General features: G+C 47.7%; 20 protein-coding genes and 4 tRNA genes. 8 read left to right on the forward strand and 16 right to left on the reverse strand.

Translation table 11 applies throughout. The features are described 5' to 3' along the window. Positions 1 to 224: 224 nt before the first annotated feature. From rplL to AAA946_RS15510, 11 genes are all read right to left on the reverse strand, one after another. The gene (rplL, locus tag AAA946_RS15460; protein WP_031493851.1) at positions 225 to 593 is read right to left on the reverse strand and encodes a 50S ribosomal protein L7/L12; all 369 of its coding nucleotides are present in this window, start codon (positions 591 to 593) and stop codon (positions 225 to 227) included. Positions 594 to 650: 57 nt separating this feature from the next. Next, complete coding sequence (rplJ, locus tag AAA946_RS15465) at positions 651 to 1145, reverse strand: 50S ribosomal protein L10 (RefSeq protein ID WP_338165614.1); 495 nt, start codon at positions 1143 to 1145, stop codon at positions 651 to 653. A gap of 256 nt (positions 1146 to 1401) precedes the next feature. Further along, positions 1402 to 2103: a 50S ribosomal protein L1 gene (gene rplA / locus AAA946_RS15470; RefSeq protein WP_042503215.1), complete on the reverse strand. Its 702-nt coding sequence runs from the start codon at positions 2101 to 2103 to the stop codon at positions 1402 to 1404. A 4-nt stretch (positions 2104 to 2107) separates the two neighbouring features. Beyond that, positions 2108 to 2536 (reverse strand): 50S ribosomal protein L11, encoded by a 429-nt coding sequence (rplK, locus tag AAA946_RS15475; protein WP_008078231.1) that lies wholly within the window; start codon positions 2534 to 2536, stop codon positions 2108 to 2110. Positions 2537 to 2724: 188 nt separating this feature from the next. Then, positions 2725 to 3273 carry a transcription termination/antitermination protein NusG gene (nusG, locus tag AAA946_RS15480; protein ID WP_042478970.1) on the reverse strand — a complete coding sequence of 183 codons (549 nt, stop codon included), beginning with the start codon at positions 3271 to 3273 and terminating at the stop codon, positions 2725 to 2727. Between the two features lie 13 nt (positions 3274 to 3286). Beyond that, positions 3287 to 3664 (reverse strand): preprotein translocase subunit SecE, encoded by a 378-nt coding sequence (gene secE, locus AAA946_RS15485; RefSeq protein ID WP_042478967.1) that lies wholly within the window; start codon positions 3662 to 3664, stop codon positions 3287 to 3289. A gap of 302 nt (positions 3665 to 3966) precedes the next feature. Next, positions 3967 to 5151 carry an elongation factor Tu gene (gene tuf / locus AAA946_RS15490; RefSeq protein ID WP_252012881.1) on the reverse strand — a complete coding sequence of 395 codons (1185 nt, stop codon included), beginning with the start codon at positions 5149 to 5151 and terminating at the stop codon, positions 3967 to 3969. Between the two features lie 136 nt (positions 5152 to 5287). After that, positions 5288 to 5363 (reverse strand) — tRNA-Thr (locus AAA946_RS15495). 13 nt (positions 5364 to 5376) lie between these two features. Then, positions 5377 to 5451 (reverse strand) — tRNA-Gly (locus AAA946_RS15500). A 35-nt stretch (positions 5452 to 5486) separates the two neighbouring features. Beyond that, positions 5487 to 5571: transfer RNA gene (locus AAA946_RS15505), tRNA-Tyr, on the reverse strand. A gap of 48 nt (positions 5572 to 5619) precedes the next feature. After that, positions 5620 to 5695, reverse strand: a tRNA-Thr gene (locus AAA946_RS15510). 209 nt (positions 5696 to 5904) lie between these two features. On the opposite strand from AAA946_RS15510, the gene coaA reads away from it, so the two are divergent. Then, positions 5905 to 6828, forward strand: a complete 924-nt coding sequence (coaA, locus tag AAA946_RS15515) for a type I pantothenate kinase (RefSeq protein ID WP_338165615.1) — start codon at positions 5905 to 5907, stop codon at positions 6826 to 6828. A gap of 62 nt (positions 6829 to 6890) precedes the next feature. Here coaA and birA read toward each other — a convergent pair whose 3' ends face one another. Then, positions 6891 to 7853: a bifunctional biotin--[acetyl-CoA-carboxylase] ligase/biotin operon repressor BirA gene (birA, locus tag AAA946_RS15520; protein WP_338165616.1), complete on the reverse strand. Its 963-nt coding sequence runs from the start codon at positions 7851 to 7853 to the stop codon at positions 6891 to 6893. Beyond that, on the reverse strand, positions 7850 to 8884 hold the full coding sequence (gene murB / locus AAA946_RS15525; protein ID WP_338165617.1) for a UDP-N-acetylmuramate dehydrogenase: 1035 nt from the start codon (positions 8882 to 8884) through the stop codon (positions 7850 to 7852). Before murB ends, birA begins: the two co-directional genes overlap by 4 nt. Before the next feature lie 59 nt (positions 8885 to 8943). On the opposite strand from murB, the gene AAA946_RS15530 reads away from it, so the two are divergent. Both AAA946_RS15530 and pssA read left to right on the forward strand, forming a co-directional pair. Beyond that, a complete protein-coding gene (locus AAA946_RS15530; protein ID WP_338165618.1) occupies positions 8944 to 9375 on the forward strand; it encodes a GNAT family N-acetyltransferase in 432 nt (143 codons plus the stop codon). Between the two features lie 90 nt (positions 9376 to 9465). Beyond that, complete coding sequence (pssA, locus tag AAA946_RS15535; protein WP_338165619.1) at positions 9466 to 10806, forward strand: CDP-diacylglycerol--serine O-phosphatidyltransferase; 1341 nt, start codon at positions 9466 to 9468, stop codon at positions 10804 to 10806. 221 nt (positions 10807 to 11027) lie between these two features. Here pssA and typA read toward each other — a convergent pair whose 3' ends face one another. After that, positions 11028 to 12860, reverse strand: coding sequence for a translational GTPase TypA (gene typA, locus AAA946_RS15540; protein WP_042478807.1), 1833 nt, complete (start codon positions 12858 to 12860; stop codon positions 11028 to 11030). Between the two features lie 511 nt (positions 12861 to 13371). On the opposite strand from typA, the gene glnA reads away from it, so the two are divergent. From glnA to AAA946_RS15565, 5 genes are all read left to right on the forward strand, one after another. Then, the gene (gene glnA, locus AAA946_RS15545; RefSeq protein WP_006074981.1) at positions 13372 to 14781 is read left to right on the forward strand and encodes a glutamate--ammonia ligase; all 1410 of its coding nucleotides are present in this window, start codon (positions 13372 to 13374) and stop codon (positions 14779 to 14781) included. A gap of 134 nt (positions 14782 to 14915) precedes the next feature. Further along, positions 14916 to 15458, forward strand: a complete 543-nt coding sequence (locus tag AAA946_RS15550; protein WP_338165620.1) for a DUF4124 domain-containing protein — start codon at positions 14916 to 14918, stop codon at positions 15456 to 15458. 134 nt (positions 15459 to 15592) lie between these two features. After that, positions 15593 to 16642: a nitrogen regulation protein NR(II) gene (gene glnL, locus AAA946_RS15555; protein ID WP_338165621.1), complete on the forward strand. Its 1050-nt coding sequence runs from the start codon at positions 15593 to 15595 to the stop codon at positions 16640 to 16642. Positions 16643 to 16689: 47 nt separating this feature from the next. Next, positions 16690 to 18093 (forward strand): nitrogen regulation protein NR(I), encoded by a 1404-nt coding sequence (gene glnG / locus AAA946_RS15560; RefSeq protein WP_338165622.1) that lies wholly within the window; start codon positions 16690 to 16692, stop codon positions 18091 to 18093. A 197-nt stretch (positions 18094 to 18290) separates the two neighbouring features. Further along, positions 18291 to 20849 carry a bifunctional diguanylate cyclase/phosphodiesterase gene (locus tag AAA946_RS15565; protein WP_338165623.1) on the forward strand — a complete coding sequence of 853 codons (2559 nt, stop codon included), beginning with the start codon at positions 18291 to 18293 and terminating at the stop codon, positions 20847 to 20849. Positions 20850 to 20916: 67 nt separating this feature from the next. On the opposite strand, the gene hemN is transcribed toward AAA946_RS15565, so the two are convergent. Continuing rightward, the gene (hemN, locus tag AAA946_RS15570; RefSeq protein ID WP_338165624.1) at positions 20917 to 22308 is read right to left on the reverse strand and encodes an oxygen-independent coproporphyrinogen III oxidase; all 1392 of its coding nucleotides are present in this window, start codon (positions 22306 to 22308) and stop codon (positions 20917 to 20919) included. Positions 22309 to 22502: 194 nt separating this feature from the next. Beyond that, complete coding sequence (locus AAA946_RS15575; protein WP_338165625.1) at positions 22503 to 22997, reverse strand: DUF2489 domain-containing protein; 495 nt, start codon at positions 22995 to 22997, stop codon at positions 22503 to 22505. Positions 22998 to 23007: the final 10 nt, after the last annotated feature.

The raw sequence follows: 23007 nt of genomic DNA on the forward strand, positions 1-23007 counted from the left end.
ACCCAAACTGCCCTTCCATCCTAGTTACTTAAGGTGGAGTATGGGGCAGTGACTAACAACTGTTTACTGTAGTGACGTTGACTCTAGCGTCGAGACAACGTTTTTTGCTTGGTGCATAGACGCTTAAACAGCGGGAAAATTCATCTATGCCCTACAGCGCAAAAAGGCCGGTGGTCAATAAACCACCAGCCATTAGCCTATTCGGCTAAGAAATTAAGCAATAATTACTTAACTTCAACAGAAGCACCAGCTTCTTCTAGCTGAGCTTTAAGAGCTTCAGCTTCAGCTTTGTCAACGCCTTCTTTTAGAGGTGCTGGAGCTGAGTCTACAAGACCTTTAGCTTCTTTAAGGCCTAGACCTGTTGCGCCACGTACCGCTTTGATAACAGCAACTTTGTTACCGCCAGCAGCAGTTAGGATTACGTCGAATTCAGTTTGCTCAGCAGCAGCTTCGCCACCAGCAGCACCGCCAGCTACAACAGCAGCTGCAGCAGATACGCCGAATTTCTCTTCCATAGCTTCGATAAGCTCAACAACTTGCATTACAGACATTTCTGCAACTGCGTCTAGGATTTGCTCGTTAGTAATAGACATAACAATTCTCTTTTAAGTCAACAATAAGTTTAAATAGCAACCAGTGAAAAGCAAGGCTTATGCCGCAGCTTCTTCTTTTTGGTCGCGTAGTGCAGCGATAGTACGTACCAGCTTGCCTGCAGAAGCTTCTTTCATGCACATCATTAGGCGTGCGATTGCTTCGTCGTAAGTTGGTAGTGTCGCTAGTACTTCAGCATCAGTAACCGCGCCTTCAAATGCAGCAGCTTTGATCTCGAATTCTTTGTTCTCTTTAGCGAAGTCTTTGAAAAGACGCGCTGCAGCACCCGGGTGCTCGTTAGAGAACGCGATCAGAGTAGGACCAGTGAAGTTGTCTGTTAGACACTCATAGTCAGTACCCTGAACCGCACGACGTGCAAGTGTGTTACGCACGACTTTCATGTAAACACCCGCTTCACGCGCTTGTTTACGTAGAGAAGTCATTGCGCCAACTTCAACGCCACGAGAGTCAGCTACAACTGCAGAAAGTGCACCACTGGCTGCTTCGTTGACTTCAGCAACAATTGCTTTTTTGTCTTGAAGGTTTAAAGCCATCTTGGATTTACTCCTGGTTGTTTTTACACCACCCGAAATCTTCGCGATTTTGGGAGTTCATACGGTGCTTTCCAGAAGAAAGATAAACGTTACGCTCAACTTCCTTTCTATCTGGCACCATCTACGTAGGTAGTATTAAGTTCTTTACAGAACGCCTACGGTCTTGGATGGAGACTAAACTCACTAGGATTTCAGCCTCAACCACAAATTTTGATAGGCGCAAAATTATACAAGAATTTCGCGCCTATGCAAGCAATTAAGCTTGAGTGTTTAGTGTAGATTGATCTACAGAAACACCAGCACCCATAGTAGTAGAGATGCTTACTTTCTTCAGGAAAGTACCTTTCGCTGAAGACGGCTTCGCTTTCTTAAGCGCAACTAGTAGAGCTTCTAGGTTCTCTTGTAGTTGGTTAGCTTCGAAAGACACTTTACCGATGGTAGTGTGTACGATGCCGTTCTTGTCGTTACGGTAACGAACCTGACCAGCTTTAGCGTTCTTAACTGCTTCAGCAACGTTAGGAGTTACAGTACCAACTTTCGGGTTTGGCATAAGACCGCGAGGACCTAGGATAGTACCTAGTTGACCAACAACACGCATTGCATCTGGAGAAGCAACAACTACGTCGAAGTTCATTTCGCCTTTCTTAACTTGCTCAGCAAGATCTTCCATACCTACGATGTCTGCGCCAGCTTCTTTAGCTGCTTCAGCGTTTGCACCTTGAGTGAACACTGCAACGCGGATTTCGCGGCCAGTACCGTGAGGTAGTACAGTTGCACCACGTACGTTCTGGTCAGATTTACGAGCATCGATGCCTAGGTTAACAGCAACGTCTACAGACTCAACGAATTTAGCCGTTGCTAGTTCTTTAAGAAGAGCTACAGCTTCGTTGATTTCGTATTCTTTAGTTACGTCAACTTTTTCGCGGATTACGCGCATACGCTTAGTAAGTTTTGCCATGATCTTAACCCTCTACCACTAGGCCCATTGAACGAGCAGTACCAGCGATAGAACGCTTCATTGCTTCGATGTCAGCACCAGTCATATCAGCAGCTTTAGTTTCTGCGATTTCTTGGATTTGAGCGTCAGTTACTGTGCCCACTTTTTCAGTGTTTGGACGACCAGAACCAGACTTAACGCCAGCAGCTTTCTTAAGAAGAACAGCAGCAGGTGGAGTCTTAGTTACGAACGTGAAAGAACGGTCGTTGTAAACAGTAATAACTACTGGAGTCGGTAGACCTTTCTCAATAGATTCTGTTTTTGCGTTGAACGCTTTACAGAATTCCATGATGTTCACACCGTGTTGACCTAGTGCAGGACCAACCGGTGGACTTGGGTTTGCCATACCAGCTGCAACTTGCAGTTTGATATAAGCTTCAACTTTCTTAGCCATGATATTTCCTAATTTTGGGTTCAAACGCTATCCGAATGGGAAAGCTCCCCGTGTTTTGAAAAAACTTTCTGCAGTCATTACTGCAAAAAGGCGCGAAATTATAAGCATAATTCGCGCCTTTAACAACCCTAAAATGGTGTTTTTTTATACTCTCATTTTTAAAGGACTAAGCCATTAAAAATTCGGTATTAATCAAGTTTGTCAACTTGACCGAATTCGAGCTCAACTGGTGTTGCACGACCAAAGATCGATACAGACACTTTCAGGCGGCTCTTCTCGTAATCCACTTCTTCAACGGTACCGTTGAAGTCAGCAAACGGACCTTCGTTAACACGTACCACTTCGCCCGCTTCGAACATCGTTCTTGGACGTGGAGCTTCGCTAGCTTTCTCTAGACGATTAAGGATAGCGTCAGCTTCTTTATCTGTGATAGGTGCTGGACGGTCAGAGGTTCCACCAATGAAGCCCATTACTCGTGGCACACTGCGTACAAGGTGCCAAGATTCGTCGTTCATGATCATTTGAACAAGAACGTAGCCTGGGAAGAACTTACGCTCACTCTTGCGGCGTTGGCCTGAGCGCATTTCCACAACTTCTTCAGTCGGTACTAGCACTTCACCAAAGTACTCTTCCATTGCGTGCATTTTGATATGTTCGCGAAGAGACTGAGCCACACGTCCTTCAAAACCAGAAAAGGCTTGAACAACGTACCAGCGTTTTTTCGGAGCTTCACTCATGAATTAACACCCTCTATAACCCGGTTATGAACGCAACAAGACGGACCATAATGCCGTCGATACCCCATAACGCAAGCGCCATTACAATACTTACTGCAAGGACAATCAGCGTAGTCTGCATCGTTTCTTGGCGTGTTGGCCAAACCACTTTGCGAACTTCCACGCGTGCTTCACGTGCGAACGTGATAGCTGCCTTACCTTTTGTTGTTGTAGCTGCAACACCAAGTGCCGCGGCAATTAATACAACTACACCTGCAGCGCGAAGAACTACAGATAGCTCTCCGTACAGGTAATTACCCACAACAGCGGCGGCTAGCAGCGCAAAAGCGACGATCCACTTAATTACATCTGCTGCATTTGAGCTATCAGGAGTTTCAGCGTTTGCTTTCATAAAACCAACCTGTGACAAGTCTTAACTAGACGACAACAACCCCGCTGCTGCAGGGCTTATTCCTTTAATGTTGGTAAAATTTGAGTCAAACCAACACTTTTTGCAAAGGCTCAGGTAGAAATTACTTTCCAACTCAACCCTTATAAATCCTTTAATCATTCACTCTATGAGCAGTCATTGAGTGAATTATGCGCCCCTATAAATAGTAGCGCAGAAAAAGGGCATCAAATGATGCCCTTTTTAGCATTGCTTAGTCAAATCTTATTCAAAGATTTTACCAGAGCTTGCGACAATTCTAAGAATTAGTCGAAGATCTTAGCAACAACACCAGCACCTACTGTACGGCCACCTTCACGGATAGCGAAACGTAGACCTTCATCCATTGCGATTGGAGCGATTAGCTCAACTTTCATTTGGATGTTGTCGCCTGGCATTACCATTTCTACGCCTTCAGGTAGAGAGATGTCACCAGTTACGTCAGTTGTACGGAAGTAGAACTGTGGACGGTAGCCTTTGAAGAACGGAGTATGACGGCCGCCTTCGTCTTTAGAAAGTACGTATACTTCAGACTCGAACTTAGTGTGTGGGTTGATTGAACCAGGAGCTGCAAGAACTTGACCACGTTCAACTTCGTCACGCTTAGTACCACGTAGAAGTGCACCAACGTTCTCACCAGCACGACCTTCGTCAAGAAGCTTACGGAACATCTCAACACCAGTACAAGTAGTCGTTGTAGTCTCTTTGATACCAACGATTTCTACTTCGTCACCTACGCGTAGGATACCGCGCTCGATACGACCAGTTACAACAGTACCACGACCTTGGATCGAGAATACGTCTTCGATTGGTAGTAGGAACGGTTGGTCTACTGCACGCTCTGGCTCTGGGATGTAAGAGTCTAGTGCTTCAGCAAGCTCAACGATTTTGTCTTCCCACTGCTTCTCGCCGTTTAGAGCGCCTAGTGCAGAACCTTGGATAACTGGTAGGTCATCACCTGGGAATTCGTACTCAGATAGAAGTTCACGAACTTCCATTTCTACTAGCTCTAGAAGCTCTTCATCGTCAACCATGTCACACTTGTTCATGAATACGATGATGTATGGGATACCAACCTGACGGCCTAGTAGGATGTGCTCACGAGTCTGAGGCATTGGGCCGTCAGTTGCAGCAACAACTAGGATACCACCGTCCATCTGTGCAGCACCAGTGATCATGTTCTTAACATAATCCGCGTGTCCTGGACAGTCTACGTGTGCGTAGTGACGAGTTGGAGTATCGTACTCAACGTGAGAAGTTGCGATTGTGATACCGCGCTCACGCTCTTCTGGAGCGTTATCGATAGATGCGAAGTCTTTCGCTTCACCGCCGTACACTTTTGCAAGAGTAGTACAGATTGCAGCTGTTAGAGTTGTTTTACCGTGGTCAACGTGGCCGATAGTACCAACGTTTACGTGCGGTTTCGTACGTTCAAATTTTTCTTTAGACATGAGTTGTCCCTCTAGGTACGGATTTAGGTGGCTTTGAAGACCACGCAACCAAAAAATCTTGGTAATAAAGCTTCTTTCAACCAATAAACATAGTTTAGGCAAAAGAAAGTATCAAAAGGAAAATTGCTTTGAGAGCTGGTGCTGATAGGCAGACTCGAACTGCCGACCTCATCCTTACCAAGGATGCGCTCTACCACCTGAGCTATATCAGCACTCTAAATGAGTTGGAGCGGGCAGCGGGAATCGAACCCGCATCATCAGCTTGGAAGGCTGAGGTAATAGCCATTATACGATGCCCGCAACACGTAACTCTGAGAGCTATTCCCTAAAGAATATGGTGGGGGGGGACGGATTCGAACCATCGAAGGCAGTGCCGGCAGATTTACAGTCTGCTCCCTTTGGCCACTCGGGAACCCCCCCAAATTTTACTTACCATTTTCGTCATCATTGCCCTAGGCAAAGTGAAAATGGTGCCGACTACCGGAATCGAACTGGTGACCTACTGATTACAAGTCAGTTGCTCTACCTACTGAGCTAAGTCGGCATAAGTGGAGCGCATTCTATTGAATGAATCTTATGGATGCAACCGTTAAATTAAAAAAAAATCCGATTTTCACCACATTCTTTTTGTTTGATGGCTTTTTGTACACATTTCGGGGAATTAGCGTAACCCCGTTGCATGAATTATTTGATTTATCCCTTGCTTCAGGTATGTTCAGCACTCAGTCATTTTAATCCATGGTTAGGTTACCTATGAGTCCCTTTATGTCATTCAGTCGAGAGCAATGGTCAGCGCTTCGTAACGCCGTACCCATGACCCTCACAGAAGAGGACCTAAAAGAGCTTCAAGGCATCAATGAAAAACTGACTATGCAGGAGGCAACCGATGTTTACCTGCCTCTATCTCGACTGCTCAACCTCTATGTTGCCGCAAGGCAGCGTCGTAACTCAGTACTTGGCGAATTTTTAGGAAACACCGAGCACACGCCGCCGTTTGTCATAGGCATCGCAGGTAGTGTCGCCGTTGGTAAAAGCACCACCGCACGTCTGCTAAAAGCACTTTTAAGCCGCTGGGACAATCACCCAAAAGTTGAACTGATCACCACGGACGGCTTCCTGTACCCAAATAAGACTCTACTCGAAAAAGGGTTGATGGGTAAAAAGGGCTTTCCAGAGTCTTACGACATGCGCCGCTTAGTGCAGTTCGTGTCCGATGTGAAAGCGTGCAAAAGAAATGTTCAGGCGCCGGTCTATTCGCATATCACTTACGACATTACGGAAGAAGAAAAGGTCGTTGACCTTCCTGACGTGCTGATTATTGAAGGGTTAAACGTACTGCAAAGTGGTATGGACTACCCACACGATCCACACCGCGTATTCATCTCCGACTTCCTCGATTTTTCACTCTATGTCGACGCAGACAGCGAGCAAATTGAGCAGTGGTACGTCAATCGCTTTATGAAGTTCCGCGAAGGCGCGTTTACCAAACCTGGCTCCTATTTCAGCCACTACACCCAATTAAGTGCAGCAGAAGCCGAATCCAAGGCCAAAGCCATTTGGGCCTCAATCAACGGCCTAAACTTGGTCGAAAACATCTTACCAACCAAAGAGCGCGCTCAGCTGATCTTGCAGAAAGGCGCTGATCACAGTGTTGAAACGGTATACCTAAGAAAGTAATAACCGCTCTAATTGCATGCTCTTTGACCATAGGACCATAGGACCATAGGACCAAAGTACCTTTAATCACTAACTTTTCGCAGCGATATTTCACCGCCAACGTACGACTCAATTCCGCGCTCGGTTTCAAGCAGTACCGCGCCGGTCGCATCAATGCCTCGCACAACGCCTTTGATCTCACGCTGACCCATGATGAGTTTGACTTCACGACCTAAGAAGTTGTCGTGCTGGTTCCAGCGCTCGACAAAGCCATGCAAACCGCGCAGTTCATAGTCTTCCAATGCCGCTTGCCAAGCTTTAATAAACGCGACCACTAGATCATTACGGCTAAATGGAGTATCAACCACTTCACTGAGCGATGTCCAAGGCTGATCGATACCGGTCACTTGCTCACTCATATTGAGGTTCATTCCCATACCAATCACTAAGTTTGCAGCGCCGCCCGCTTGGCCTGACATTTCAACCAAAATTCCGGCGAGCTTTTTATCTCGGTAGTACAGGTCATTCGGCCACTTAAGCTTCACTTCCTCAATCCCTAGCTCCTGCAGCGCTTCAACTATAGCAACACCCACGACTAGGCTCAGCCCCATCGCCGCTGCCATCCCAGCCTCCAAACGCCAGTACATCGACAGGTAGAGGTTACTGCCAAACGGTGATACCCATTGTCTACCGCGGCGTCCACGACCTTTAGCTTGATACTCTGAGATACAGACGCTGCCAGACTCTAAGGACTCTTGCTTGTCAAGTAGGTACTGGTTAGTTGAGTCAATGATTGGTATCAGCTCAAACGGTGTCGACACACTTTGTGCAAGGCGCTTTTCGCTCAATAGTTCCATCGGCTGAGCTAATTGATAGCCTTTGCCTTGAACTCGGAAAATATCAACGCCCCACTCTTGAATGCCCTTAATGTGTTTGCTCACTGCTGCACGCGAGATCCCAAGATCTTCGCCCAACGCCTCACCAGAGTGGAAGCCGCCAGTGGCGAGCCTAGTGAGAATAGCCAATTTCATGTGATGCTCTTTCATAGCACGTCCTTTAAATACACTTCATGGCTCGCGCCCATAAAGCGCACTTCATGCTCAAGTTCGACACCAAACTTATCGAGCACCGATTGACGTACAAACGCTGCCAAACGGACCACATCCTCTGCTGTCGCCTCATTGTGGTTCACGAGTACCAAAGCTTGATTCGGATGGACCATAGCACCGCCAATCTGATGACCTTTCAAACCACATTGGTCAATCAGCCAGCCCGCCGCCAGTTTCATCCCATTTTCTGCAGGGTAAGCGACTAAGGCATCGTGGCTCGCCTTGAGCGAAGTATAGTGCTCGTGGCTAATGATCGGGTTCTTAAAGAAACTGCCCGCATTGCCTGTCACCGCCGGATCGGGCAATTTTTCTTGTCGCACTTTCACCACCACGTCGAACACCTCTTTCGGTGTGACTGTGTCTAGGTCCAGTGTTTGTAACGGACCATAGCTTAGATTCGGTTGCCACTGTTTTTCCAGTTCTATACCAATGGCGGTCACTATCGCCTTATCTTTCAGCGCATGTTTAAAAATAGAGTCACGATAGCCAAATTGACACTCTTGGCGCGTGAGTCTTTTCACCTTCAAGGATTCAAGACAAAGATAATCGACATAGCTGCAGACGTCTTTTAACTCAATGCCATAAGCGCCGATGTTTTGGATCGGCGCACTGCCCGAGCAACCCGGTATCAAGGCGAGATTTTCAATGCCTGCATAGCCGTGTTCCACACACCACTTCACCAAGCTTGGCCAATCTTCTCCGCCGCTAATATGCAGTTTGTGTTTCGTCGGTGTGTCACTGACCTCTATGCCGCCCAAGCGATTAACGATCACTACCCCTTCAAACGGAGCGGTAAACAGCATATTACTGCCCTTACCCAGCATCAGCTTTGGCAAAGACTGCCATTCTGGGTGCTGGTACACCTCAATCAAGTCATCGACCGAGTGGACCTCGACCAAAGCGTGACAGTGCTGGTTAATACCAAAAGTATGATAAGAGCGGAGCTGAGCGTTGTTTTGAATTTGCATGGGCGTCGATTGATGGCTTACACTGCCGCTATTCTATCCTTTTGGAATCCGAATTGGCTATGGATACGTTAAATTTCGGTGTGCTTGACCCGATAAAGCTCCCTATTGCGAAAAAACTCTACAAGGCTCACTACCCCGCGGGCAAACCCAAAAGCGATGAACGCATCCTGACGCTAAGCCGCAACCAAACTCTTAGCGCTTTGGTCCGATTTCGCACTATTGAGCACTATCGATTGATGACAGGCATGCTGGTTATCCCTGAGCAACGTGGCCTAGGTTTAGGGCATGAATTGATGGCTCAACTGCAGCAAGCCGAGCTGAAAGATGGCGACTTTTGCTTCGCTCTGGCGCATCTTGAGAGTTTTTACGCACAACATGGCTTTGAAACAGTGGAAGAAGCAGCGCTTCCCAACCCACTTAAGCAGCTGTTTTGTCGCTATATTCAGGGTGGAAAGTCGCTAATTGCAATGCGTTACCTTGATCCCCGTTAAACTTATCAACGGTTTACTACCCATTAACGACAAGAATTTGGTAAAATTCTAGGTTCGCAATTTTGCAATCACCAAAGGTACAGTCTCTACATGATGGCTTTTAGGAACTCTTTTGAACAGCTTCCCTCAATCGCGCAGGATCCGAGTAAACTCGATGTTTTGCTCTCTGCCAGCGACTATCGCGAACATCTCATTCAAGCGATACGCGAAGCAAAATCAAGAATCTACCTAGTCGCACTGTATTTGGAAGATGACGACGCAGGACGCCAAATTCTTAGTGAGCTTTATCAAGCAAAGCAAAACAATCCAGCGCTGGATATTGCTGTTTGCGTTGATTGGCACCGTGCACAGCGCGGATTGATCGGCGCGGCGCATTCGGATGGCAACGCCGTCATGTACCGCGAATTTCGTGACAAGCACCAACATGGCGTGCCTGTGTATGGCATTCCGGTTCGCGGTCGTGAGGTCTTCGGCGTGTTGCACCTCAAAGGTTTTATCATCGACGATAAAGTCATTTATAGCGGTGCTAGCCTCAACAACATCTACCTCAACTACAAAGACCGGTATCGTTTCGACCGTTATCACGTGCTCGACAATGCCAGCCTTGCCGACAGCATGGCCAACTTTGTGGCAACAGAGATGATTGCGAATCCCGCGGTCAATGACTTGTCACTTCCGCAAAAGCCGACCACCAAAGAAATCAAAGCAGAGATCCGCCAATTGCGTGGCTCCCTGTCTCAAGCTCGCTATGAGTTTGATGCCGAACCGGCTAACGAGAATCAAGTTTCGGTAACGCCAATCGTCGGTATTGGCAAACGCCGCAATAAACTTAATCAGAGCATCAATCAACTGCTAGCCAGTGCCAAAGATGAAATCTTTATCTGTACGCCTTATTTTAATTTCCCGAAGTCCGTCGCTAAGGAAATTAAACGCGCGCTCAAGCGCGGTGTGAAAGTACGTATTGTTGTGGGTGATAAAACCGCCAACGATTTCTACATTTCACCAGAAGAAGACTTTAAGACCATCGGTGGCCTGCCTTATCTGTATGAGATGAACTTACGTCGCTTCGCCAAAGCCAATGAAGCACACATTGCTAGCCGCAACCTGTGCATTCGTTTGTGGAAACACGATGAAAACAGCTTCCACCTAAAAGGGATCTGGGTTGATAAGCGCTATATGCTGATCACTGGTAACAACCTGAATCCACGCGCTTGGAGTTTGGATTTAGAGAACGCGATTCTGATTCAAGATCACTACTCGCACTTAGTTGAGAAGTTTGATGCCGAAATCAACAATATCCTTGAGCATACTCAGTTGATTTGCACTTATAGACAGCTTGAAAAAGTTGAGAATTATCCAGCTCCGGTACAGAAGTTGTTGAAGAAGATAACTCGAGTGAGGGCTGATCGAGTTTTGAAGCAGTTGCTTTAAAATTCAAAACAACGTCATCCCCTTGAAAAAGGGGATCTCGCGCGGCAAGTGGCTCACTTTGTTTGAGCACAATACTCGCGGACAGAGATCCTCACTTTCGTGAGGATGACGATGTTTTTGTGAGGATGACGGCATCAGTTAGAAGTAACAACTATCGACTGACTTCAGACACAAAAAAAACCAGCCTCATGGCTGGTTTTTTCACATCTCACCTAAATCAATTAAGACTTAGCTTCGCGGCTTGCACGCTTACGGTCGCTTTCCGAAAGGAACTTCTTACGGATGCGGATGCTTTCAGGTGTTACTTCTACTAGCTCGTCATCGTCGATGAACTCAAGCGCTTGCTCAAGTGTCATGATGATTGGCGGAGTAAGAACCTGTGCGTCATCGGTACCAGAAGCACGAACGTTAGTTAGCTGCTTACCTTTAAGCGGGTTAACCGTTAGGTCGTTATCACGGCTGTGGATACCGATAACCATACCTTCGTAAACCTCAACACCGTGACCGATAAACATACGGCCGCGCTCTTGTAGGTTAAACAGTGCGTTCGTTAGTGCTTTACCAGCACCGTTCGAGATAAGTACACCGTTCACACGCTGACCGATCTCACCGCCCTTGAATGGACCGTAGTGATCGAACGTGTGGTAAAGAAGACCAGAACCAGACGTTAGCGTCATGAACTCAGTTTGGAAACCGATAAGACCACGAGATGGCATCATGAAGTCCATACGGATACGGCCTTTACCATCAGGAGCCATGTCAGTTAGCTCACCCTTACGAAGGCCGATAGCTTCCATGATGCTACCTTGGTGCTCTTCAACAACGTCGATAGTTACTGTTTCGTACGGCTCTTGCTTCTGACCATCTTCTTCTTTGATGATAACTTCAGGACGAGAAACCGCTAGCTCGAAGCCTTCACGACGCATGTTTTCGATAAGGATAGATAGGTGCAGTTCACCACGACCAGATACACGGAACTTGTCTGGATCGTCAAGTTGCTCAACGCGCAGTGCAACGTTGTGTACCAATTCCTTCTCTAGACGCTCAAGGATGTTACGTGAAGTCACGAACTTACCTTCTTTACCCGCGAATGGAGAGGTGTTTACTTGGAACGTCATGGTTACTGTTGGTTCGTCAACAGACAGTGCTGGTAGTGCTTCTACTTCACCCTGAGCACAGATAGTGTCAGAGATTTTTAGCTCACCCAGACCCGTGATCGCGATGATGTCGCCCGCCGTTGCTTGCTGAACTTCATGACGCTCAAGACCTAGGTAACCAAGGATAGTACCTACTTTACCGTTGCGAGTCTTACCGTCTGCACCGATAACCGTTACTTGTTGGTTAGGCTTAACCGTACCGCGAGTTACACGGCCTACACCGATAACACCCACGTATGAGCTGTAGTCTAGCTGAGAGATCTGCATCTGTAGTGCACCCTCTGGGTCAACCGCTGGCGCTTCTACGTTATCAACGATAGCTTGGAATAGCGCTTCCATGTTCTCGCCTTCTTCGCCTTCTTCAAGCGTCGCCCAGCCGTTTAGTGCTGATGCGTAAACCACTTGGAAATCTAGCTGCTCGTCAGAAGCACCTAGGTTGTCGAATAGGTCGAATACTTGATCCATTACCCAGTCAGGACGAGCACCTGGACGGTCAATCTTGTTGATTACAACGATTGGCTTAAGACCGTGTGCAAATGCTTTTTGCGTTACGAAACGCGTTTGTGGCATTGGACCGTCTACCGCGTCAACGATAAGTAGTACAGAGTCTACCATCGACATAATACGCTCTACTTCACCACCGAAGTCCGCGTGTCCCGGAGTATCTACGATGTTGATGTGGTAGTCGTTCCAGTTGATCGCGGTATTCTTAGCAAGAATGGTAATACCACGCTCTTTTTCAATATCGTTCGAGTCCATAACTCGCTCTTCAGTTTCACCGCGAGACTCAAGAGTACCGGATTGCTGAAGCAGCTTGTCAACAAGGGTAGTTTTACCGTGGTCAACGTGCGCGATAATCGCAATGTTTCTTAACTTATCAATCTGTGGAGTTGACATAGATTTCTTTCACTCAGTCAAGAGTCGCCGCACGATAGCCGCTGACTCGATTAAAAAAACGCCCGCAATATACCAGAAATAACGAGAGTTGTGATCTTCTTCGTTGAAATCTTGCTTAAACATAGTCGGTTTACACTGATTTTGCTGTAAAACAAGCAGACAAAACTGCTGATTCACCAATTCGACGCATTGCACAGACCAAGCTGAACGAATGGGTTGACAGGTGATTCAAAACCATGCTGAATGTATGGGCTATTTGATTCAACTTGGTGCAAGAATTTAACATTGCACAGTTATGGTGCACTCAATGATCATTTTGGTGCAAACGTTTGCTCCAATTTGGAGCCAAGTTTTATATCAGATTGAAAAATAAAGGATTTATTTTTTGGCACGGTTCTAGCTTTATAACAATCAGCATCGATTAACGCACTTCATCAAGCAGACGTTAATCAATGCCGATTCATTTAATCGAGCACTTAACCGCTTTAAATAACACTGGAGGTTTTCCAAGATGTCAGTAGAAAATGTTCTATCGCTGATCCAAGAGAACGAAGTTAAATTCGTAGATCTACGCTTTACAGACACTAAGGGTAAAGAGCAACACGTTTCTATCCCTGCACACCAAGTAGACGCAGACTTCTTTGAAGAAGGTAAAATGTTTGACGGTTCTTCTGTTGCTGGCTGGAAAGGCATCAACGAGTCAGACATGGTGATGATGCCAGACGCAGCAAGCGCGGTTCTTGACCCATTCACTGAAGATGCAACTCTGAACATTCGTTGTGACATCCTAGAGCCTGCAACTATGCAAGGCTACGATCGTGACCCACGTTCTATCGCTAAGCGCGCTGAAGACTACCTACGTTCAACAGGTATCGCTGATACTGTTCTTGTTGGTCCAGAGCCAGAGTTCTTCCTATTCGACGACGTTAAGTTTGCAACAGACATGTCTGGTTCATTCTTCAAAATCGACGACGTAGAAGCAGCTTGGAACACAGGTACTGACTTTGAAGGCGGTAACAAAGGTCACCGTCCTGGCGTTAAAGGTGGTTACTTCCCAGTAGCTCCAGTTGACTCTTCTCAAGACATCCGTTCTGCAATGTGTCTAGTTCTAGAAGAAATGGGTCAAGTTGTTGAAGCGCACCACCACGAAGTTGCAACTGCAGGTCAGAACGAAATCGCAACTCGTTTCAACACGCTAACTGCTAAAGCGGACGAAATCCAAGTTTACAAGTACGTTGTACACAACGTTGCTCACGCATTTGGTAAGACGGCGACATTCATGCCTAAGCCACTAGTTGGTGATAACGGTTCTGGTATGCACGTTCACCAATCTCTAGCGAAAGACGGTGTTAACCTATTCGCTGGCGACAAGTACGGCGGCCTATCTGAAATGGCGCTTTACTACATCGGTGGTGTTATCAAGCACGCTAAAGCAATCAACGCATTTGCTAACGCATCTACTAACTCGTACAAGCGTCTTGTACCAGGCTTCGAAGCACCTGTTATGCTTGCTTACTCTGCACGTAACCGTTCTGCTTCTATCCGTATCCCAGTGGTACCAAGCCCGAAAGCACGTCGTATCGAGCTACGTTTCGGTGACCCATCAGCAAACCCATACCTATGTTTTGCTGCAATGCTTATGGCTGGTCTTGACGGTATCAAGAACAAGATCCACCCAGGCGAAGCAATGGACAAAGACCTTTACGACCTACCAGCTGAAGAAGCGGCAGAAATCCCAACAGTGGCTTACTCACTAAAAGAAGCGCTAGAGTGTCTAGATGCTGACCGTGAGTTCCTAACGTCTGGCGGTGTATTCTCTGATGACTTTATCGATTCTTACATCGACCTTAAGTCTCAAGACGTAGAGAAAGTAAACATGACAACTCACCCACTTGAGTTCGAACTGTACTACTCTGTTTAATAGACAGAATGACATCACTTTCATGTTTTCATAAATATTAGGCTCGCCTCGCAGGCGGGCCTTTTTTCTATTCGAAATCCCCCCTCTGCGCGTTAGCATTACTAGACTTTCTTACCCTATTTAAGGTCTATCGTATGATTGCTGCGCGATGCATTTTTCCGACTATTGTTGGCCTATTCATCCTGGTTAGCAGCCCTATTTTGGCGACCGATATTTATCATTGGAAAGACGAGCAAGGAAACCTCCACTTTAGCGATTTTCCCGATAGTCAAAATGCGCAGATTCTATCGCTACCAGACGCTCCACCTCCGCCAAAAGTTCTCAACGAGGCCCCTGTGGATTGGACATCAAGCCCATACTTGGATCAGAACCAAGCAGAAACAAACGCAAAGCTCGCCCTAACGATTACTCGCCCACAGCATGATGCGACGCTACGAAATAATGCCGGCGACTTCTCGGTCAACGGTTTTCTCACGGGCTCTCTAACTGAAACACAAACCCTGCAGCTGCTGCTCGATGGCAAACCTTATGGCTCGCCACAAACCACTGCGAGTTGGCGTTTGACCAACATAGATCGCGGTACTCACACCTTAACCATTCAAGTGCAACAAAACGGCAAGGTAATTGCATCATCCGATACTATAACAGTGCATCTTCATCGTGCATCGGTGCAATAGTAGGCAGAGCCGCACTAACGCTTTTACTCTAGAATAAATTGCGCCATACTTAACTTAACAGATGCACCATTTTAGTGCAGCGAGCGAACCGAGCTCGTGCAATGCACCAATTTCGACCAGAGTAAGGATAGCGTGTGGCAAATTGTGAACTGACCGATGCAATACTCAATAATGTTGTGACCGCAACATTGATGCTCAACGAAGGACTGACGGTTCAATATGCCAACCCTGCTGCTGAACAGCTTTTCTCGCAAAGTGCTAAGCGATTGGTCAATTGCCACTTATCACAGTTCATTCAACACGCGTCACTGGATCTCGCCCTGCTGACTCAACCGCTGCAAAGTGGGCAAAGTATCACAGACAGCGACGTCACCTTTGTGGTGGATGGTAAGCCACTGCTACTTGAAGTGACCGTAAGCCCGCTATCGTGGAACAAAGAGCTGATGCTACTGGTTGAAATGCGAAAAATTGGCCAGCAAAAAAGACTGACACAAGAGCTGAATCAACACGCTCAACAACAAGCCGCTAAGCTGCTCGTCCGCGGGCTTGCCCACGAGATCAAGAATCCACTCGGTGGCTTGCGCGGCGCGGCTCAGTTGCTTTCAAAAATGCTGCCAGATCCGTCTCTCAATGAATACACCAACATTATTATCGAGCAGGCCGATAGGTTAAGAGCCCTTGTCGACCGCCTACTTGGCCCCCAAAAACCTGGCACCAAAAAACAAGAAAACCTCCATCTCATCTTAGAGAAGGTACGCCAGTTGGTGGAGCTAGAAGCCGGAACTGGACTCGCGATCGAACGCGATTACGATCCAAGCCTGCCCGCCATTTTAATGGACACAGACCAAATCGAGCAGGCGCTGCTGAATATCACCAGCAATGCGGCACAAATTCTCAAACACCAGAACAATGGCAAGATCACCATGCGTACCCGTACGGTGCATCAAGCCAATATTCATGGTCAGCGCCACAAGCTCGCGGCTCGTATAGAAATTATCGACAATGGACCCGGCATACCCGCCGAGCTTCAAGACACACTGTTTTACCCTATGGTCAGTGGTCGCGAAGGCGGTACCGGACTTGGCTTGTCCATTTCGCAAAACTTGATCGACCAACACAATGGAAAAATAGACGTAGAAAGTTGGCCCGGTCGTACCATTTTTACTATTTATCTGCCCATTTAAACGCCCTGAGAGGTTGTTGGATGAGCTTGCTGTAAGGAAGTTTGGCTATGAGTAAAGGATATGTATGGGTCGTCGATGACGACAGCTCGATACGATGGGTAATGGACAAAACCCTATCGTCGGCAAACATTAAATGTGAGACCTTCGCCGATGCAGAAAGCGTCTTAATGGCGTTGGAGCGAGAAACACCCGACGTATTAGTATCGGACATTCGCATGCCTGGGATTGATGGTATTGAACTGCTCAACCGCGTGCAAGAAAGCGCGCCAGAGCTACCTGTGATTATTATGACCGCTCACTCCGACTTAGATGCGGCAGTCAACGCCTATCAGAAAGGCGCGTTTGAGTACCTACCAAAACCCTTCGACATCGACGAAACACTCACCTTAGTTGAGCGTGCCATCACCCATAGCCAAGAGCAAAAAAGCGCCCTATCTAGCGAAGAAACCATCGCCGCTGAAGCGCCTGAAATTATCGGCGAAGCCCCAGCGATGCAAGAGGTGTTTCGCGCCATCGGTAGGCTCTCTCGTTCATCGATTTCGGTATTGATCAATGGTGAGTCTGGTACCGGTAAAGAGCTGGTAGCGCATGCATTGCATCGTCATAGCCCACGTTCCGCTAAGCCGTTTATCGCCCTCAACATGGCAGCGATCCCCAAAGATTTGATTGAGTCTGAGTTGTTCGGTCATGAGAAAGGCGCATTTACCGGGGCCAATAGTGTTCGACAAGGTCGCTTCGAGCAGGCCAATGGCGGCACGCTGTTTCTCGATGAGATCGGTGACATGCCACTCGACATTCAAACCCGCTTACTGCGCGTATTGGCCGACGGTCAGTTCTATCGTGTTGGTGGACACTCTGCGGTTAAAGTTGATGTGCGAATCGTCGCTGCTACGCACCAAAACTTAGAGAAGCTGGTGAATGACGGTGAGTTTCGTGAAGATTTGTTCCATCGCTTGAACGTCATCCGCATCCACATTCCGTCTCTGAGAGAGCGTAAGCAAGATATTGAAAAGCTCACGCTGCACTTCCTATCATTGGCGGCGGAAGAGCTGGGCGTAGAAACCAAATCACTCAATCCCGATACGGTCGAGATCCTCAACCAACTTGATTGGCCTGGTAACGTACGCCAGCTAGAAAACACGTGTCGCTGGCTAACCGTGATGGCGAGCGGCAGCGAAATCCTGCCCAGCGACTTACCCCCGGAGCTGCTCGATGAGCCTAAGCGTATGACCGAGATGAGTGGCGGAGATTGGCAGCAATTACTCTCTTCTTGGGCACAACAAGCGCTCGCGTCTGGTGAAACAGAGATCCTCAATCGCGCTCAGCCAGAGTTTGAACGCATTTTACTCGAGGCTGCACTGTCGCATACCAACGGCCATAAACAAGATGCCGCCAAAGTACTCGGCTGGGGTCGAAACACCCTAACCCGCAAACTTAAAGAGCTTTACTAGCGTAACCGGTGGCAGACAAAGGGCATTTTAGGCAAATAACGTTAGCAGCCATGTTAGTGTGTTGATTATTAACAAAATAGGTAGTTATTTGCCTCAATAGCCTAAACTTCCCACGGATTTAGCCGATAAAAAACAAAGCGCGATGCTTATAAGCGCGCTACTCGAATTCTGTTTTATCGGTTAAGTACCTTATCTCTATGCCTGGTTTGTTTACGCTCTCCCTCAAAAAAGCACTCATTGCGCCTTTTATCGTGGTGTTCTTGTGCTCGGTTGGCACTATTTTGTGGCTACAGAAGCAGCGTTACGATGACTTAGCGCTGGATGTGAGTGAAAAGCAGCTATCAAGTTTGACCACCAATGTCGTGCAAAGCCTTGATATCTACTTAGATAAGCCGATGACTGCGGTCAAAACGCTCGCTCACGCGATCGAGTACCATGAGCTGTACACGCCTAACGATGCAACCCAATTAGAAGCCTACCTACGCTCGAGCTTTGCGACTTTGCACCTGCACTCCCCGCAAATCGATCTTTTGGGATTTGGCGGTGAGCAGGGTGAGTTCTTGGCGATACGAGCGGCGGATCGCTCTGCACAGCCAGCACAATTCTCACTCATGGTGAAAGATGCTGGCACTGATGGCAATCTACTCATCTATGCCGATGAGTACCGAGATTCGGACATCTTGGGTCGTATCCCTGCGTATGATCCGCGCGAGCGCCCATGGTATTTGCCCATACGCCAGCAGCACCAGGCAGCATGGTCTGAGGTATACACTAATGCCGATGCGGCTCAGGAAGTCACTATTTCTGCCCTTGCGCCAGTGTTTCAGTCTGAATCGGGAAACAGACACCTCGTTGGCGTCGCTGCTATCGATGTCCAGATCGACACCTTCCGCCAGTTCTTAACAAGCCTGAATGTGACTCACCAAGCCAAAGTGTACGTCATAGATGCGAACCAAGCGCTAATTGCACAGAGTAATTCAGAGACCATTCTGGATAGCTCGGGACAGCGCCGTTTACTGACAAACAGTCACGACCCAATGATCCAACGCATCAGCCGCAGCATTGCCGGCCTCTCATCTCAACAGTCAATGCTACTGACACACCAAGGTGAACAGACGCAATACATCATGGTCAGTCACTATCAAACACACGACCAAATTGACTGGTACGTAGTGGTCGTCATCTCGGCAGCCGATCTCATGGGGGACATCTCCATAGTCAGTCAGCATACGTTATGGGTTAGCCTAGTGTTGGGGCTACTGGGTATGGGGCTAGGCATTTTTGTCCTCAACCGACTCACTGTTCCGCTGTCTGAAACCGCAAAGGCAGCCAAGCAGATTGCCAACGGCTCATGGGACTACCCGCTCGCTAAACGCAGTCAAATAACGGAAGTCTCACAGCTGCTGCACAGCTTTTCAGCGATGCGCTCACACCTGCAAGCTTCGTTTCACGCCCTGAGAGAGCAGTTGGTGCGCGATAACTTAACTAAGCTTTACAGCCGCCAAGGCTTTATCGAAACCTGCGATGCATTGAAAGCGCAGCAAAATGGCTGCGGTACCATGCTGTTAATTGGCATCAACCAATTTCGCGATATTAATGACAGCCTAGGTCACCATTATGGTGACGTGCTACTGACCATAGTCGCTGAGCGCCTTAAAGCGTGGGTATTGACTGAGAGCGGAGTTCTGGGGCGAGTGGGTGGCGACGAGTTTGCGATTTACTTACCCAACCTCAGCTCTCAAGAGAAGCTCTGTTATCAGCATCGATTGAAGCAAATATTCGCCGCACCTTTTGTGGTTGCAGGTGAGCCACTGAGTTTAAATATCTCGATGGGGGTCGCTTACGATTGCGACAATGCTGATACCTGCCTAAGAAACGCCGGTATTGCGCTGAGTCATGCTAAAACCGATAACAATCGTATCTCTGTTTACACTCCGGTGATGGCTGAGCAATCGAAGAATAAGACCCGCCTATTGACCTACATGCGACATGCGCTTGACCACGATTTGTACGAAGTCTATTTCCAACCTCTGGTCGACATTCGTACCGGCGCACCCTTTGGAGCCGAAGCGCTGCTCAGACTGCGCGACCAAAATGGTCAGTTTATCTCGCCTTTGAGCTTTATTCCGTTGGCCGAGAGCTCTGGTCTTATCAAAGCCATTGGCCAGCACATGGCGGCAGGGGCGATGCAAACGGTTAATCGGGCTATCTTACAAGGTAAGCTGCCTCCTCAGTTTCAACTGCACATTAATGTATCGGTACTGGAACTTGCTGACAAAGAGTACATTGAGCAGATGCAACACTTGCTCGAACAAACCGGATTCCCTGCTGAGCAACTGACGGTAGAAATTACTGAGTCACAGCTTGCCGACAACGACCCTATCATCCTGACTAATATGGCGAAAATTAAAGCGCTCGGCGTCAGTATCGCGATTGATGATTTCGGGACTGGTTATTCATCGTTGGCCTACTTGCACAAGCTGCCGTTCGACAGCATTAAGATCGACAAAGCATTTATCGATAGATTAACGCAAGACAACGTCGATGACAGCGTAGTGGCCGCCATCACCAAACTGTCACGAAGCTTTGGCTTTAGTTTGCTAGCTGAAGGGGTTGAGACACCGATGCAAGCGGAGCTTATTCGCATGTTAGGCTGTCATCATGCACAAGGTTACTTGTTTAGCCCACCCCTACCACTTGAGCAATGGCCCTCATTACAGTGGCAGCAAGAACCCTCCCTCGAGCCTACGCCATAACGCGCACAAAAAAGTCCGCTACCATTGAGCGGACTTTTTTATCGACGTTATCGACAATGCTTAACGTTTAAATCACTCGTGAGAATTGCTGCTGACGAGCACGTTGGCGCAAGTATTTATCGAAGCTCATACAAATATTACGGATCAGCAGGCGGCCACGCAGCGTTACATCAATAGTGCGCTCCGAGACACTGACTAATTCATCGTCGATGAACGTTTGCAATAACTTCATATCCTCAGCAAAGTACTGATTGAAGTCGACCGCAAAAGTTTGCTCAATAAACGTCTTGTCCAAGCTGAAGTTACAGATCAATTGCTTAATCACCTCGCGGCGGATCAAATCATCTTTATCCAGCACAACCCCTTTCCACAAGGCGTGGCGCGACTCATTGACCTGAGCATAATACTTCTTCAGCTCTTTTTGGTTTTGCGCGTAGCTGTCACCAATCATAGAAATCGCCGACACGCCAAAACCGACTAAGTCACAATCACCCTGCGTGGTGTAGCCTTGGAAATTACGATGCAATTCCCCGGCTCGCTGCGCTACCGCCAGTTCGTCCTCAGGCAGTGCAAAGTGGTCCATACCGATAAACTGATAGCCAGCGCCCGTTAACGTCGCGATGGTATCTTGCAAAATGGCCATTTTCTCTTCCGCTTGCGGGAGATCTTCATCTTTGATTTTGCGCTGCGCGGCAAACAAGTTTGGCATGTGAGCGTAGTTAAACACCGACAAACGGCCAGGACGCATGGTCAGCACTTGCTCGAGCGTTTTAGCAAAGCGAGCTTGCGTCTGTTTTGGCAAACCGTAAATCAAATCTAGGTTGGTTGAGCGGAAACCAAGCTCTTTGGCACGCTTGGCCATCGCAAAGATAAATTCTTCATCTTGCTCACGGTTAACCAGCGTTTGCACCTCTTTGTTGAAGTCCTGAACGCCGATACTTAAGCGGTTAAAGCCTTCTTCACGAAGGTGGTCGAGCATATCCAGTTCAATTTCACGAGGATCCACTTCAATGCTGATTTCTGCCGTCTCTTCAAAGCAGAACTCACCACGTAGTATCGCCATCAAACGACTGATTTGGCTCTTAGACAAAAACGTTGGAGTACCGCCGCCAAAGTGCAGCTGTGTTACCTTGCGCTCTTGAAGCAAAGTCGCGCGCTGACGAATTTCATGCTCCAGAACATCTAAATACTCATCAGCCTTATGAGAATGACGAGTGATAACTTTATTACAACCACAGTAGTAACAAAGCTTGTGGCAGAATGGGATATGCACATACAGTGACAATGGGCGTTCTGGGTATTGGCTGCATGCCATATCGAAATCAGAAATGGTATACGCTTCATGAAACTCAACCGCCGTCGGATAAGAGGTGTAGCGTGGTCCCGAGTAGTTATACTTATCGAGAATTGCTTGATCCCAGACGATTTGCTGTTGAGTGTCGGATTGATTTTGAGACATGGTTATACTTCCAATAAACGCGGTGCTGTCACCCTACGCCTTCCAACCCGAACTTGAGTCAGTGACGCTTTAGATAAGGCGCTATTTTGCCACACTCGTAAACCACATAGCGACTGTCGGCGTTTCAATCGCTATGGTTTATGGCGAGCAATCGCCAATTTTGCTAGGGCGATCACTCGCTCTAGCAAATACCCTTAGCCCACCAGCTTAATATCAATTTGATCGTTAAGCGGCTTTACAGTGCGTTGCAGCACTTTCATCTCTTCAATGATACTGTCATTGAGGCGCGCTTCAGCTTTTTGCCTAGCTAAATTGTCGCGCATGCGCTGCTGCTTTTCCATTGCTTGCCTTGCTTCACCACGCGGCATGCCTTTGACTACATGATAAAGCTCAGCGGTCGCAGGAAAGTCCTTATCGAAGTCGACACGCTCTTCACCTTGAACATAGTCCATGATGTTATACAGACGAATCGCTGCTTCCGATAAATCGCACTGCCCCTGGATCGTTGCTAAGCAAATGGTATCTACACTTTCAAAAATGTTGGCATTACGCTTTTTAATCGCGAGATCACGATGCTGCTGTTGCAACTCCTTTTGCTTTTTAAGTTGCAGTAGCAAATACCCAGCGTAACCTGCCAAACCCACAATAATGAGCGTGCCAACAATGGCTAACAGAGTAACGGTATTCATCTACTTTACC

It is taken from the genome of Vibrio sp. 10N (assembly GCF_036245475.1).
Classification (GTDB): Bacteria; Pseudomonadota; Gammaproteobacteria; order Enterobacterales; family Vibrionaceae; genus Vibrio.